This window comes from Afipia dichlorophenoxyacetatis, from assembly GCF_055386385.1.
In genome coordinates this window covers 5,631,811-5,646,740 of sequence record NZ_AP029250.1, presented here as the reverse complement: position 1 = coordinate 5,646,740, position 14,930 = coordinate 5,631,811, and the positions used below count along the sequence as shown (strand labels likewise).

The window sequence follows — 14,930 nt, the reverse complement described above, 5'->3', positions numbered from 1 at the left end:
TTGTGCCAGCGCGACGGAGCCGCCGGTGGTTGTACGCGACAATCCCCGCGCCGTGGCTCCGACTGCACACGATGCGCGGGGACTGACCTGGAAAGTATCAGTTCGTTTTCACGATCTTGTACGTTCCCTTCTTGTGGCCGATGGCCTGGCTGATGCCATCGAAATTGCTCTTGGCGATCTCGAAGGTAATCACCAGTTCGCCCTGCAGGCCGTCGAACTTACCGGTGCCTCCTGTTAGCTTGCACTTATTCGGTTGACCTGGCAGGAAGTCGCACTGCTCGAACGTTTGATCGCCGTCCTTGTCGACGTAAGTGCAAAATGCGCGCACTTCCATGCTCTTTACGGCGGTATCAATGAGACGGCTGCCTTGGCAGCGTCCTCCCATATTATGGAGCACAGGGTTTCCGGCGTCGTTCGACGCTGCCATAGCCTGGTTCACGACGGCAAACTCTGCCGCCGCCGATCGGCATCGGTTTTGGAGGTGGAATTTGTGTGGCCGTGTATGTCACGGAGACAGGACCCTCCGGTGGAATTCCCTGGGCGTAAGTACTGGGGGCCGTCAAAACGGCAGCAAGGGACGACAATGCGAAAAGTGCATGAGTCATTGCCATGGTTCTCTCCTTCAGCTTTTTAAAAAAGAAATGCGACTGAGAACGCTATAGCTCTCCGAGCGACTGGCTCGGTCTCTGTATTTCCGCAGTTTTTGTATTGGCGAAGATGTCGTTGATGATGCGCCGATGGGATCGGCACCGCTCCGATGGAGCCAATCAATTGGAGGGACTCCTTAAAAGCCATCTTTGAGCGAGATGGATCCATCGCCGATTCGGCGATCGCTGGAGACGTTGTGTCCATGATGTGCCACGCACGCATACGCGACTCGCATTTGGTTCGGGCAATGCATTGGCATCGATAAGAGTAGCACTTGGTGGCCACGGCCACTAGGCAACGGGACGATACCCTTTTGGAGGTAGGCCGGCCGCAACAAAGGAAAATGTCACTGACATTGTCCCGTTAGGATGTCAGTTTCTGAGCGCGCCTACGGAATGCCGCTAGGCGCAGCACCAAACCGATGCAGGAGCGAGTGATTGAAGTGAAATTCGTCTCCGTCGAGTGCTCTTCCTATCCTGAAACATCTGTGGCCCAATATGAGAGGGCGCTCTATCTAACTTTACTGCTCATCGTTTTGTTTTTGAAATCGACGGAGCTTGAAATGAATACGTACAAGAGCAAGTGGCATTCATTTTACAGTGGGCACATGGAAGAGTCCGTGCACGCTGTCTTTGGTTACGTTGAGAGAATTATTGTGGGGACGTTAGTGGTGTCGGCCGGCACCCATATCTCGACGAACGAGCCGGCCATCATGCTGTTTGGATACTTGCGGCACGGTCTTGTCGGGCGCGGCGTTGTGTTGTTCGGCGTCATTCTTCTTGTGCTGAATTTCCTTGATGGCCTGTATCGGCTCTCCAAATCGGAATGGCACACCGTTCTGCAGATCATCATGGCGGTATGCTACATCGCGCTCTCAGTGCGCCTTGTGCAGCTGATCCTCGCCTTCCGCGGCGAATAGAGAGCAATACATAATGGCTCCCGCTTCGGGAGGTAAGCGACCCGAAGCGGATGCGTCAGTAAACATCTGTCGCTCGCAATTCAAGCACGTTCGAAAGGTCAAGATTTAGCGCGACTGGCGCAGCCCCATCAGCGCGCTCTGACAGCCCGGGGAAAGCGACGCCGCGTTCGCGCGTAGGCATTGGGCGACCCGGCCTCCACCTAAGGCAACGTTACCGCAGTAGGTGCGATAATCCCCGCTGCAGGAAAGCCGGACAAGCCTAAATTCCTGACGTGGAGTAAGCGCGACTGCTGGAGCCATGGGAGCCGCTCCAACTGTCGCCTGCGTGGCCGTGCCACCCGGTGGCGGAGCGGCTGGGGCCGGTGCAGCACCTGTTGCTGCTTGCGCTGGTGGTGCTGCTGCAGGAGGTGCTGCTGAAGATTTGGGTGTCGCTGCTGGAGGGGGCGCCGTGGAAGATTTTGGCGCTGCTGCCGGTGCCGCTGATGACCCCCCGACAGCATTCACCGCCTTTTGACAGTCCGGCGACAGACTGGCCATGTTCTTCTGCAGGCACATGAACGACGGCTTGCCACCGGGCGGAACGCTTGCGCAGTGGGCTTCGTAGTCGGAGCGGCACGCTGAGCGAATTGCATCGCGTTGCGCCGATGTGGGCTGCTGCGCTGCAGCGGGATCAATCAGAAAAATTAGACCTGTCGCAATTAAAGCAAATAGTGCCGCCAGGCGGCATTCAATAACCACGGGCATTTCGATCTCCAGTGCTTTGCCTTGTAGAAGACGTGTCAGCAGCGAATAAAATCAAGCAGTGACGAGCAGAGACCTTGAAACGGAGAAAGACTGCACGCTTTTAGATTTTCCGGCAAGAAGAATATGCTATCGTCCTAGAGTCCCGATTCCGAAGTTCGCATCATGCCACTGCTCGTTCGTCTGCGGACTTCGGAATCGAAGGACTCTAGCGAGTTATTGTTCTAGTGTGGCTTTGGTTCTGAAGTCCGCATTCCGGACTCGCCGCGCGAATGATGCGGACTTCAGAACCGCCACACTAGTGGAGCGGATTTGACGTTCGCCTCCTTGTTTGCCGCGAGTTCGTGATGCGAACGTCAAATCCATAAGCTCCACTAGAATTATATATTTGCTAGTGGTCCTTCGCTTCTAACGTTCGCAAGAGTGCCTAGCGAAACGGGATGCGAACGTTAGAAACGGACCACTAGTGCGAGCCTGCTTGCCGAAGACACGTCGACAGGGAGGGATGGGAATGAATTTGAGTCATTCGCTGCTCGACACATTGCTTGGGGGCCGTGCACAAATTACGAAGGCCCGCGTGCAACGTGTTTCATTTTCTTTAGCAGCAGTTTTTCTACTCACTGCATGTGAGCAAAACACGTTTGTTCAGCCGCCTCCACCAGTCGTGGATGTTGCTCCACCGCTTCAGAAGTCGATCACGCGCTATCTCTACGCAACGGGAAATACAGCGCCTGTCAAAAGCGTCGACCTCGTCGCGCGCGTGCAGGGCGTGCTGCAGGCGATCAATTACAAGGACGGCTCATTCGTCAAGGCAGGCACGACGCTTTTCACCATCGAGCCTGAGACGTACAAATTGAAGCTGGATCAGGCTCAGGCTGCGGAAGTCGGTGCTCAGGCTTCGCTGAAGCAGTCTGATGCGGAATTCAAGCGACAGCAGGAGCTTGTCGCCAAGCAATTTGCAACCCAATCTTACTTTGATCAGGCGACGTCCGCGCGCGACAACGCTCAGGCCAATCTCCAACAGGCCCAGGCAAATACCAAGATTGCTGCTGTCAACTACGGCTACACGAATGTGATTGCACCATTCGATGGCATCGTGACAGCGCACCTTATTTCAGTCGGTGAATTGGTCGGCGTCGCGTCGCCGACGCAGCTCGCGACGATCGTCCAACTCGATCCAATCTATGTGAACTTCAACGTGGGTGAGCAGGACGTCCTGCGCATCCGTGCTGAAGCCATGATGAAAGGGCTCACGTCGGCCGATCTTCTGAACATACCGGTTGAGGTTGGCCTGCAGACCGAGACCGGCTATCCCCACACAGGCAAGCTGGATTATGCCGCGCCGACCGTCAACCAGTCGACCGGAACGCTTCCAGTTCGCGGCATTCTTCCGAATGCCAACCGCGCGCTGCTGCCCGGCTATTTTGTGCGTGTGCGGGTGCCCATCGAGGAATCAGTGAAAGCACTGCTCGTGCCCGATGTTGCTCTGGGTAGCGATCAGGGCGGACAATATGTGCTGGTCGTCAACAGCGACAACGTTGTCGAGCAGCGTAAGGTGGAGATCGGCCCTGTGGAAGGCAATCTCCGTGTGATCGAAAAAGGTCTTGGCCCCGAGGACCGCATCGTAATTGCAGGCGTCCTGCGGGCCATACCGGGGCAGAAAGTCAATCCGAAGCTACAGACGATCGAGCAGCCACGCGCGTCAGCAAACTAGGAATCGCGCATGATTTCGAAATTTTTTATCGAGCGGCCGGTTCTCGCGAATGTAATTGCGATTCTGATGGTTCTCATCGGCGCAGTGGCGCTGCTGCGTCTTCCCGTTGCCCAATATCCCGATGTGGTGCCACCCACAGTTCAGGTGACAACGCGTTATCCGGGTGCGAGCGCGCAGGTTGTCATCGACACAGTGGCGCTGCCCATCGAGCAGCAGGTGAACGGCGTTGAGGATATGCTTTACATGCAGTCCTACAGTGCCGCAGATGGCAGCTACACGCTGACTGTCACGTTCAAGATCGGCACCGATCTCAACTTCGCGCAGGTGCTGGTTCAGAACAGAGTCTCGAGCGCGTTGTCGTCTCTGCCGCAGGCGGTGCAAACCCAAGGTGTTACGGTTCAGAAGCGCTCCACCTCTATCCTGCTCTTCGTGACTCTGACGTCGTCCGATTCCCAGCGCGACAGCCTTTACTTAAGCAACTACGCCACCATCAACCTCAAGGATGAACTTGCGCGCTTGCCGGGCGTCGGCAATGTCACAGTGTTTGGCGCGGGCCAGTATTCCATGCGTTTGTGGCTCGATCCGGAGAAGCTGCAGGCAAGGGGCTTGATGCCTCAAGATGTCATTCAGTCCGTGCAGCAGCAGAGTCAGCAGGTCACTGCCGGCCAAGTCGGCATGCCGCCGACGCCGGGCGGAACGGCCTTTCAATACACGCTGAATGTGAAAGGCCGCTTCGACAACGCTGAGCAGTTCTCCAACATCATCGTCAAGACTGGCAACGCGGGAGACGTCACGCGCCTGCGTGATGTCGGGCGCGTTGAACTGGGCGCACAGACATACAGCCAGGTTTTCTCGCTCGACAACCGCCCGGCAACTGGCATCGCTGTATTCCAGTCGCCGGGCGCTAACGCCATCAATGTCGCGGGCGAGGTGAAGAACAAGATGGCCGAACTTGCCAAAAACTTTCCGCAAGGCGTCACCTACGACATTCCATTCGACACCACCAAATTCGTCCAGGCGTCGATCAACGAAGTCTACAAAACGTTGATCGAGGCGGCATTGCTGGTGTTGATCGTGATCCTTGTGTTCCTGCAGGATTGGCGGGCCATGCTGGTGCCGGCCACAACAGTGCCCGTCACGATTATCGGCGCGTTTGCGGCCATGGCGCTGCTTGGCTTTACCATCAATCTTTCAACCTTGTTTGCGATCATTCTCGCTATCGGCATCGTGGTGGACGATGCCATCGTTGTGGTCGAAGGGGCTGCACATAATATCGAGCGTGGAATGTCCGGGCCGCAAGCTGCGATCAGCGCGATGGATCAGCTCTTCGGCCCGATCATTGGCATCACTCTTGTTCTAGTTTCGGTGTTTTTGCCCGCAGCATTCCTGCCAGGCCTGACGGGGCGAATCTATGCGCAGTTCGCGCTCGTGATCGCCGCGACGGCGCTGATCAGCGCGATTAATGCGGCGACCCTGAAGCCGACGCAGTGTGCTTTGTGGCTACGGCCAGCGGTGCCACCGGAGCAACGCAACTGGTTCTATCGCGGTTTCAATGCGATTTACGCGCGGATCGAGCGCGGTTACGCCAATTTCATCCAGCGTCTTGTCGCTCACAGCGGCATCTCCGTGATCGTTGCTCTGGCTTTGATTGCTCTCGGTGGCTACGGCTTATCACGCGTGCCGACTGGATTCCTACCGATCGAGGATCAGGGCTACTTGCTCGCGGCCGTGCAGTTGCCTGATGGCGCATCACTGGATCGCACCCAGCGCGTCATGGATCGCGTGAGCGAGATATCCGCCAAGACGCCGGGGGTTGCGCACGTGCTAGGCATCGCTGGAATTTCTGCACTCGACAATAGCGCGAGCCTTGCGAATGCCGGCGTGGCGTACTTGGTGTTGAAAGATTGGAGTGAGCGCGGGCCCGGTCAAGATTTGCGGTCGCTGGTGGTTGGCCTGAACCAGTCGATGGCGGAGGTCCCCGAAGCGCGGGTGATCGTGCTGCCGCCGCCGCCGATCCAAGGTATCGGAAACGCGGCTGGATTTGCCATGCAGATTGAGCTGCGTGATGGCAGCTCCGACTATGCCAAATTGCAGACCATTACCAATGCGGTGGTCTCCAACGCCCAGACGCAAAGCTCACTCCAGCGAGTGAGTTCGCCTTTCCGCGCACTGGTGCCGCAATTCAATGTCGAGGTCGATCGCGTCAAGATCCAGACGATGCAAGTCTCGACGGATCAAGTGTTCTCGGCCCTTGCTGCCTATCTGGGCTCGACGTTTGTCGCCCAGTTCAACAGATTTGGACGGACATTCCAGATTTATGCGCAGGCCGACGCGCCATACCGGCTGCGCCTGGTGGACATCGAGAACATGACGGTGCGTAATCAGCAGGGTAACATGATCCCGCTCGGGACCATCGCAAAGATCACACCCACGGTCGGTCCTTCGCTGATCAGCCTCTACAATCTCTATCCGTCCTCGACCGTGATTGGACTACCTGCGCAGGGCTTCAGCTCCGGTCAGTCCATAACGCTCATGGAGCAGATTGCAGCCAAAACGCTGCCCCCCGGCACTGCCTTCGAATGGACGGCGATGTCGTATCAGGAAAAAATCGTCAGCAATCAGATTTACTTCACGTTCGGTCTGGCCCTGTTGCTGGTTTATCTTGTCCTGGCCGGACAATATGAGAGTTGGTACGCTCCGATCTCGGTCATTCTTGCGGTGCCGCTTTCGCTACTTGGACCGACGTCGGTGCTGACGGCTCTGCGGATCGACAACAATCTCTATGTGCAGATCGGATTGATCCTGCTGATTGCGCTATCGGCAAAGAACGCCATCCTGATCGTGGAAGTCGCGCGTGAACTGCGTGTCCGCGATGGTAAGCCTTTGCAGGAATCCGCAGTCGAAGCCGCTCGGGCGCGCTTCCGTCCCATCCTGATGACATCCTTCGCGTTCATTCTTGGCGTTCTGCCGCTGGTCCTTGCGACAGGAGCCGGTGCCAGCGCTCGTAAATCAATCGGCATTACCGTGTTCAGTGGCATGCTGGCGTCAACATGCCTTGCCGTCCTGTTCGTGCCGGCGTTCTTCGTTGTCGTGCAGCGGTTCGAGGAATGGCGTGCGAGCCGGAAGAAGCCGGTGAAGTCGGTCGCTGCCTGACTCTTTCAAGCGCACTTAGAACGGTGAAGCTGCCGAGAAGGCCGTCTTCACTCGCAGCGCTGGCGTTAACTCGCAACGGTATATTGCTCCCAGAAACCTTCGGCGGGTGCGGTCTGTTCGACCACGTCGATCCATATCCCCGCCGGGTCGCGCGTCAGGAAACGGCGTTGCCCCCACGGTTCATCCGCCAAACCGTGCTGGATCGGCAGGCCCTTGGCCCGCATCTCCTTAAAAGCGGCCTCAGCATCTTCCACCTGCAGGGTCAGGATCAAACCTTGGCCTGAATGAGCTTCTCGGCCTGGAGGGCGTGAGGGATGGTCGGGCAGCATGAACATCAGGGCGAAGCTTGGCTCCCCTTTTGAGCGCATATAGACGCACCAATCGGATTCGAACTGCGGTGTGAAGCCGAACCAGCGAACGTAGAAGTCACGAGCCTCCGTGAGCTTGTCCGTCATGATGAGGGGATAGAAATCAGCGAGTTGCATTTTGGCCTCCTGGTTTCTTGCCTGGGTCCAAAAATACATACATACTGTTTGTATGCAAGAATTGAATCGGAAGCAGGCCCAGGCTCTTAAGACCCGCAATCATCTGATTGCTGTGGCGCGTAAGCTGTTTGGCAAGCACGGGTATGCCGATACGGCCACGGAAGACATTGTGCAGGCGGCCGGTGTTACGCGTGGCGCGCTGTACCATCAATTCGAAGACAAGGCGGCGCTGTTTGCTGCGGTGTTTGAAGATGTCGCGCGAGATGTGCTCGTCGCAATCGAGCGCGAAGCCGAAAAGTCCGCAAGGGCAATCGATGCATTAAAAGCAGGATCGATCGCGTTTCTCGAAGCGGCCACCAATCCTGCCATCAAGCGCATTTATCTGATCGATGCGCCAAGCGTGCTCGGCTGGGCGCATTGGCGCGCGGTCGATGCAAAGCTCGGCATGGCATCGCTTCGCGCTGGTATTGAAGCGGTGCTGGCAGAGCGGCGAATGAAGAAGGGTGATGCACAGGCGCTGACGCACTTGCTCTCCGGCGGATTGAACGAGCTGGCGTTGTGGGTGTCGGAGGATAAAGCTGCGCGGGCGCGCGCCCATGCGCTGGTCGGTCAGGCGATTAATGCTCTTTTCCCCGAATGAGTTTGGGGCGACTGCGTGTTTCGTTCATTTTCCGCGGTGGTGAGTAGCCAGTCGCGGAAGGCGTTGATTTTCGGCATCGTCGCTTTGCCCTGCGGCGCAACGATGTAGAAGCCCGCGTCGGCAGGCATCGCAATGTCGAACGGAACGACGAGACGCCCCTTGGCGATGTCGTCCGCGACATACGCGGTTTGGCCCATGGCTACGCCGATGCCGTCGATCGCGGCCTGGATTGTCATGAACGCCAGATCGAAAGTCAGGCCAGGATTCTGTGAAATTTCGGGCGGTAGTCCTGCGGCGGTGAGCCACAATCGCCAGTCATCGTGCGCGTTGGTGTGCAACAGCGTGACGCGTGACAAATCTTCCGGTCGCCGGAGAGCCTGCTTTCCTTTGAGCAATGCTGGGCTGCAGACCGGAAAGAGATGCTCGGCCATCAGCCAGTCGGCTCGAAGGCCCGGCCACTGTCCGCGGCCGAACCGGATTGCGAGATCAACATTGTCCTTGCGAAAATCGACCAGCTCGACGGATGTCGTGATGCGGACATCGATATCCGGATGTTTTTCCTGAAAGCCACGCAGCCTCGGCATCAGCCACTTCACCGCTAACGAAGTGAGCGTGCTGACGGTCAAAACGCGGTCGCTGTCATTGCGCAGCAGGCGATCGGTGGCCGATCGCAGATCCTGAAACGCGGCTCGGATGCCGGGAAGATATTCGATGGCTTGCGGCGTCAGCGCCAGTGACCGGTTCTGACGAATGAACAGGCGGATGCCGAGTTCTTCCTCCAGGCGGCGGATCTGATGGCTGATCGCTGTCTGCGTGACGTTCAGCTCCTGCGCTGCGAGTGTGAAGCTTAAATGCCGGGCGGCCGCCTCGAAGGCGCGTAGCCCATTCAGCGAGGGTAGCCTTGCGATCATCGGTCTGGCATCCCAATACATGATAATATCTCATATATCGGAGGACAAGCTGTCGTTTGTCAAGCTGCATCGCAACGCAGATATTAGCGGCATCAGGTTATTTCAGGAGGCGAAAATGTCAGTTTGCAACAGCGAAGTGATGAGAAATCATCATCATTCAAACATAGCGCATCCAGTGTCTTACATCGCCGATATTTTGCAGAAGTGGCGCTATCGCTACCAATATCGGATCGAGTTGGCCCGGATGAGCGATCAAGATTTCCACGACATCGGTGCCAGCTGGTCGGACTATGAAGTCGAAGCAAACAAGCCGTTCTGGCGGGCATAACCCCAGCACTGGGAAGCTGAATCTCGTCAGAGATGGAGCGATCAGAAGGTGGCCTTTGGCACAGATCAAGCTGGCTTGAGTTCGCTTGGCAGGTTTACCGATGTCGTACGGTTGCGGACCGGAGAAACATTGATCATTCGGTTCGTCACCTCGGGCGATGGTGATGCTCTTCAGTCTTACTTCCGGTCGTTGTCACAGCGGTCGCGCTACAATCGTCTGATGGGAGCAGCGAGCGAGCTGCCCCCGTCAGAGCTCGATAAGACCCTTCACGTTGGTGAGAATGGCGGCTTTGCGGTGGTTACCGAGATGAAGGTTGGCGGCGTGAGCACTGTCGTTGGCGAAGCGCGCTATAGTTATGATGCGGACCAGCGCAGCACCGAGTTTGGACTGTCGATCGGTGATGCCTGGCAAGGCCGTGGGATAGGATCGGCGATCCTGGCTAACCTTGAATGCCGGTCGGCTGCGCTTGGTGCTGCTCGCCTGGTCGGAGAGACCTTTCGCAACAATGAACAAATGATAGGGCTTGCACAGAAGTCGGGCTACGAATTTTTGCCGGCTCCGTATGACTGGCGGCAGGTTCGTATCCAAAAGACTCTGCGGGGCGGCCGCGCGAATATTCCGTGCGCGGGCTGGAAAGATGCGGCGATCATTGATCAACTGTACGCTGCGCTCGCCGCTGCCTAACCGTGTCTTTTCAGCTCGTGTGTCTTGGCTGCTTGTGTGTGATCGGTCGGATCGACTAGGATTCAAGTGCGCCGATGGCGGCGTTTTGATCCGGGAGTGGTCCGATGGCACAAGCCGCAAAAACCGAAGTCTGGCTGGCGGCAGGTGTCCGTACGCCCTTCGCCAAGGTCGATGGACCATTGAGCGGTGTCGATGCGATCGCGCTATCGGTCCCGGTGGTGAAGCACATGGTCGGGCAACTCAACGGCGGCAAGCCCGACTTCGCAGTCTGGGGCAATGTCGTCCCGAACCTCACCTGGAGCAATATCGCCCGCGAAGTCTTGATGGATGCCGGCGTGGACGCAACAGTCCCGGCCTATTCCACGGTCATGGCGTGCTCGACCAGCATGATGGGCGTGTTTGAAGTCGCCGGGATGCTCGATGGTGACGCGCGCAACCTCGCATTGGTCGGCGGCGTTGATAGCCTCAGCCAGGTGCAACTGGGATTAGGGACATCGCTATCGAATTGGGTGCGCCAGTTTCAGTCGGCGCGTTCGCTCGGGCAGAAGCTCAGCCACGCTATCGATCTCAAGCTGCGCGATGTGCGGCTCTATATCCCCGCGGTCAGCAATCGCACCACGGGCATGAGCATGGGCGAGCATACCGAGATCACCGCGAAGGTCTGGAATATCTCGCGCGAGGCGCAGGACCAGATCGCGCTGGAAAGTCATCAACGCGCCGTTGCAGCCTGGGAGCGCGGTTTCTTCAATGATCTGGTGATCCCGTTCGGCGACGTGCGCCGGGATACGATTCCACGCAAGGACACATCGCTTGAGAAGCTGGCACGGCTGTCGCCTTCGTTCGATCGTACCAGCGGCAAGGGCACTCTGACTGCGGGCAATTCCTCGCCTCTGACGGATGGCGCATCCAGCATCTGGGTAGCCTCACCCGCCGGTTTGAAGAAACTCCCGACTGAGACGCCGCGCGTTAAATTGATCGATTGGGAAATAGCCTCGGTGGATTTCCGCACAGAAGGTCTTCTGATGGCGCCGCCTTACGCCATTCCACGCCTGCTGGCGCGGCACGGCCTCACCTATGCGGACATCCATCTCTGGGAGATCCACGAGGCGTTCGCAGCCCAGGTGCTCGCGCACATCAAGGCACTAGAGAGCCCTGAGTTCATTCGGGACAAAGCCAAGGTGACGGCCGACTTCGGAAAATTTCCGCGGGAGCGGCTGAATCCGACAGGTGGCAGCACGGCCATCGGCCATCCCTTCGGGGCAACGGGTGCGCGCATCCTGAGCCAGGCCGTGAAAGAGCTGGCGGCGATGCCGTCCGGGCAACGTGCCATCGTCAGTATCTGCGCCGACGGCGGCCAGGGCACGGTGGCGTTGCTGCAGGCCACCTAGTGGAGCGGATTTGACGTTCGCTACCCTGCTTGCCGCGAATTCGTGATGCGAACGTCAAATCCCAAAGCTCCACTAGAATCTTATATTTGCTAGTGGTCCTTCGATTCTAACGTTCGCAAGAGTGCCTGCTGAGATGGGACGCGAACTTTAGAATCGGACCACTAGAGGCAATTAGGTGCCTTTGAAGTTCGGCTTGCGCTTTTCAATGAAGGCCTGCACCGCTTCCTTGTGATCGGCGGTGGCGGCTGCGCGCACCAGCCGCTCGGCTTCATGGTCGAGCGCGGTGTTGAAGTCGAAGGCCAGGGCTTCGTCCAGATTGTTCTTCATGTAGCGCAGGGCGATGGACGGACCTTCCGCCATCGCTTTGGCCATCGCGAAGGCTTCCTCTTGCAACTTGTCGTCGGGCACCACCCGATTGACGAGACCAATCGTCTCGCAGCGTCTGGCGTCAATCTTCTCGGACAGAAACATCAGCTCACGGGCGCGAGCGGTGCCGACCAGCCGCGTCAGCATCCATGCGATGCCGTAATCACCGCTGAGGCCGACGCGCATATATCCTGTGCTCACGAACGCCGATTCTGCTGCAATCCGGATGTCACAAGCGAGCGCAATCGAAAGACCAGCGCCCGCTGCGGCGCCGGGAAGTACAGCAATGGTCGGCTTGCGGACCGACATCAACGCGCCGGTCAGCCGGCGCTGGCGGTCCTGCAGATCCTCGACCTTTTGATCGAACGACCATGCTTGCTTCGTGCTGTTTGCGCCCATGCCTTTGACGTCGCCGCCGGCACAGAAGGCGGTGCCGGCACCGGTGATGACAATTGCGCCGACATTCGGATCTTCGCCGCGCTCCTTGATCATCGTGCGCAAGGCCGGAGTGAGATTGTCAGAGAGAGAGTTGCGAGCCTGTGGGCGGTTCAACGTGATGATGGCAACGCGATCGCGCAGCGAACAAAGCAGTTCATCCGTTCCAGTATCGATGTTGATGCTGTCTGCCGAGTTGCTCATGTGCCGTCCTACTCCGCGCGTGATCTCATCGGACTCTGAAGGCAACAGCGAGCTGATACCAGCGAAACCTCGCGCAACATGACAGGGTTGCGCGAGGTTGGGCTGCGGATGGGTGAGATGACCAAGTGGTCCGATTCTAACATTCGCATCACAAATTCGCGGCACGCAGGGGGGGCGAACGTCAAATCCGCCCCACTAGTCTACATGAACGTGTATGATAATTGACACGGGGCCATTGTAGGGTCGTATTCGACTTTGTTTATTTTGGAGATAGCCATGCGCAAGCTTTTGACGGTTTTAGCGGCGCTCGCCTCACTCAGCCTTACTAACTGCGGATACAATGCCATCCAGCAGAATGACGAAGCGGTCAAATCGGGCTGGTCGGAAGTGGTGAATCAGTATCAGCGCCGCGCGGATCTGGTTCCCAATCTCGTCAATTCGGTGAAGGGCTTCGCACAGCAGGAAAAGGATGTCCTGCTTGGTGTCACCAACGCGCGGGCCAAGGTCGGCAGCGTGCAGATGACGCCGGATGTGGTGAACGACCCGGCGGCGATGCAGAAATTCCAAGCCGCGCAAGGCGAGTTGACCGGTGCGCTATCGCGCTTGCTGGTGGTAACGGAAAACTATCCGCAGCTCAAATCCGACCAGCTGTTCCGCGATCTGGTGGCGCAGCTAGAGGGCACTGAAAATCGGATTACGGTGGCGCGCAATCGCTACATCAAGACGGTGCAGGACTATAATGTCGGCATCCGGACGTTTCCGAACAACCTGACAGCAATGGCATTCGGCTACAAGGAAAAGGCGAACTTCACGGTCGATAACGAGAAGGAGATATCGACCGCACCGAAGGTCGATTTCAACCCGCCGCCTCCTGCGTCGCCAGCGCCGGCAACACCCGCGCCCGCAAAATAAGCGCGCAACGCGAGCATCCGCGATGAGGGCGGCAAGAGCAGTCATTCTTGCGTTCATGCTGTGCTGGGCTTGGTCCGCAGTGGCCGAAGTCGCGGTGCCGCCACTCACCGACCGCGTGGTCGATCTGACCGGAACGCTGAGCGTCGACCAGATTGCGTCCCTCGACAAGACGCTGAAGGATTTTGAGGACCGCAAGGGCACTCAGATCGCGGTGCTGATCGTGCCGACGACCGCACCGGAGACCATCGAGCAATATTCCTTGCGCGTGGTCGAGCAGTGGAAGCTCGGGCGGAAAAAAATCGATGACGGCGCGCTTCTGATCGTGGCCAAAGATGATCGCACGTTGCGTATCGAAGTCGGCTACGGCCTTGAAGGCGTGCTGAACGATGCCACGGCAAGAAGGATCATTGCCGAGATCATCACGCCGAAATTTCGCAATGGAGACTTCGACGGGGGAATTGCCGACGGCGTCGAACGCATGGTGCGTGTGGTGGATGGCGAGCCGCTGCCCGCGCCCAAACCGAGGCCGGACACAAGCGGCAGTTTCGACAATTTCGGAGAACTTCTCCCCGTTATTATTATTGGGGCTTTGGTCGTTGGCGGAATTCTCAGGGCGATGCTCGGTAGATTGTTGGGCTCGCTGGTAATGGGCGGCGGCGTCGCCTTCATCGCGTGGGCGATGATCGGTGCGTTGCCGGTGGCTTTGATTGCGGGGGTGATTGCGTTTTTTGTGACGCTAATCGGCGACGCTGTGGGCACTGGTGGTGGCGGGCGTTACAGCACGGGTGGCGGCGGTTGGAGCTCAGGGAGCTCTGGCGGCTCAGGTGGTGGATTTAGCGGGGGCGGGGGCAGCTTCGGAGGCGGCGGCGCCTCGGGCAGGTGGTAGCCATGGGCATTCAACGCATCGGCAAGCACCTTCTTCCCTATCGCTGGAGCATTCGGCGCGCTTTTCCGCGCGACGCGTTGCTCAATATTGAGAAGGCCATCAAAGTCAGCGAGAAAGCGCACACCGGGCAAATTTGCTTTGCGGTAGAAGGTGCGCTCGATGGACGCCCCTTGTTCAGGGATCAATCGGCGCGTGCGCGCGCCATCGATGTGTTCTCGCAACTGCGGGTCTGGGACACTGAAAAGAATAGCGGCATTCTGATCTATCTTTTGCTCGCCGATCGCGACGTCGAGATCGTTGCGGACCGCGGCATCGATACGAAGGTTCAGCGGACCGAGTGGGAAGCGATCTGCCGAGCGATGGAAGCAGAGTTTCGCAGCCGAAATTTCGAGGGTGGCGTGCTGGCAGGCATTACGGCCGTCACCAAGTTGTTGGTGAAGCATTTCCCGGCGTCAGGACCGCATCCGAATGAATTGCCGGATAAACCGGTCGTGATCTAATTCGGCTCTTATTGCA

Annotated in this window: 15 protein-coding genes; 11 read left to right on the top strand and 4 right to left on the bottom strand. The window is 57.9% G+C overall.

Going from position 1 to position 14,930, the window contains the following annotated elements; all coding sequences use genetic code 11:
* Positions 1–97: 97 nt before the first annotated feature.
* Positions 98–427, bottom strand: a complete 330-nt coding sequence (locus tag ACZ5C3_RS26515; RefSeq protein ID WP_464034080.1) for a hypothetical protein — start codon at positions 425–427, stop codon at positions 98–100.
* Between the two features lie 783 nt (positions 428–1,210).
* Between ACZ5C3_RS26515 and ACZ5C3_RS26510 the strand changes: the two genes are divergently transcribed.
* From ACZ5C3_RS26510 to ACZ5C3_RS26495, 4 genes are all read left to right on the top strand, one after another.
* Entirely contained in the window at positions 1,211–1,567 is a 357-nt protein-coding gene (locus tag ACZ5C3_RS26510) for a hypothetical protein (protein WP_464034079.1), read from the top strand.
* Between the two features lie 362 nt (positions 1,568–1,929).
* Positions 1,930–2,124, top strand: a complete 195-nt coding sequence (locus ACZ5C3_RS26505; protein ID WP_464034078.1) for a hypothetical protein — start codon at positions 1,930–1,932, stop codon at positions 2,122–2,124.
* 695 nt (positions 2,125–2,819) lie between these two features.
* Positions 2,820–4,022: an efflux RND transporter periplasmic adaptor subunit gene (locus tag ACZ5C3_RS26500; RefSeq protein WP_464034077.1), complete on the top strand. Its 1,203-nt coding sequence runs from the start codon at positions 2,820–2,822 to the stop codon at positions 4,020–4,022.
* Between the two features lie 9 nt (positions 4,023–4,031).
* Positions 4,032–7,175, top strand: a complete 3,144-nt coding sequence (locus ACZ5C3_RS26495; RefSeq protein ID WP_464044368.1) for an efflux RND transporter permease subunit — start codon at positions 4,032–4,034, stop codon at positions 7,173–7,175.
* A 65-nt stretch (positions 7,176–7,240) separates the two neighbouring features.
* Here ACZ5C3_RS26495 and ACZ5C3_RS26490 read toward each other — a convergent pair whose 3' ends face one another.
* Entirely contained in the window at positions 7,241–7,660 is a 420-nt protein-coding gene (locus ACZ5C3_RS26490) for a VOC family protein (protein WP_464034076.1), read from the bottom strand.
* A 52-nt stretch (positions 7,661–7,712) separates the two neighbouring features.
* Here ACZ5C3_RS26490 and ACZ5C3_RS26485 point away from each other — a divergent pair, with 52 nt between their 5' ends.
* Positions 7,713–8,300: a TetR/AcrR family transcriptional regulator gene (locus ACZ5C3_RS26485; RefSeq protein WP_464034075.1), complete on the top strand. Its 588-nt coding sequence runs from the start codon at positions 7,713–7,715 to the stop codon at positions 8,298–8,300.
* Here ACZ5C3_RS26485 and ACZ5C3_RS26480 read toward each other — a convergent pair.
* Positions 8,270–9,211 (bottom strand): transcriptional regulator GcvA, encoded by a 942-nt coding sequence (locus ACZ5C3_RS26480; protein WP_464034074.1) that lies wholly within the window; start codon positions 9,209–9,211, stop codon positions 8,270–8,272. The two genes, ACZ5C3_RS26485 and ACZ5C3_RS26480, sit on opposite strands and share 31 nt — an antisense overlap.
* Before the next feature lie 115 nt (positions 9,212–9,326).
* Between ACZ5C3_RS26480 and ACZ5C3_RS26475 the strand changes: the two genes are divergently transcribed.
* From ACZ5C3_RS26475 to ACZ5C3_RS26465, 3 genes are all read left to right on the top strand, one after another.
* Positions 9,327–9,539 (top strand): DUF1127 domain-containing protein, encoded by a 213-nt coding sequence (locus ACZ5C3_RS26475; protein ID WP_464034073.1) that lies wholly within the window; start codon positions 9,327–9,329, stop codon positions 9,537–9,539.
* 129 nt (positions 9,540–9,668) lie between these two features.
* Positions 9,669–10,223, top strand: coding sequence for an N-acetyltransferase family protein (locus ACZ5C3_RS26470; RefSeq protein WP_464034072.1), 555 nt, complete (start codon positions 9,669–9,671; stop codon positions 10,221–10,223).
* Positions 10,224–10,327: 104 nt separating this feature from the next.
* Positions 10,328–11,611, top strand: coding sequence for an acetyl-CoA C-acyltransferase (locus ACZ5C3_RS26465; RefSeq protein ID WP_464034071.1), 1,284 nt, complete (start codon positions 10,328–10,330; stop codon positions 11,609–11,611).
* Between the two features lie 171 nt (positions 11,612–11,782).
* Here the strand turns inward: ACZ5C3_RS26465 and ACZ5C3_RS26460 are convergent, their stop codons facing one another.
* On the bottom strand, positions 11,783–12,616 hold the full coding sequence (locus ACZ5C3_RS26460) for an enoyl-CoA hydratase (RefSeq protein WP_464034070.1): 834 nt from the start codon (positions 12,614–12,616) through the stop codon (positions 11,783–11,785).
* Positions 12,617–12,892: 276 nt separating this feature from the next.
* Between ACZ5C3_RS26460 and ACZ5C3_RS26455 the strand changes: the two genes are divergently transcribed.
* From ACZ5C3_RS26455 to ACZ5C3_RS26445, 3 genes are read left to right on the top strand one after another with little or no spacing between them, the layout of a single operon-like run.
* Positions 12,893–13,528, top strand: coding sequence for a LemA family protein (locus tag ACZ5C3_RS26455; RefSeq protein ID WP_464034069.1), 636 nt, complete (start codon positions 12,893–12,895; stop codon positions 13,526–13,528).
* 22 nt (positions 13,529–13,550) lie between these two features.
* Positions 13,551–14,414: a TPM domain-containing protein gene (locus ACZ5C3_RS26450; RefSeq protein WP_464034068.1), complete on the top strand. Its 864-nt coding sequence runs from the start codon at positions 13,551–13,553 to the stop codon at positions 14,412–14,414.
* A 2-nt stretch (positions 14,415–14,416) separates the two neighbouring features.
* Entirely contained in the window at positions 14,417–14,914 is a 498-nt protein-coding gene (locus tag ACZ5C3_RS26445; RefSeq protein ID WP_464044367.1) for a TPM domain-containing protein, read from the top strand.
* The last annotated feature ends 16 nt before the right edge of the window (positions 14,915–14,930 follow it).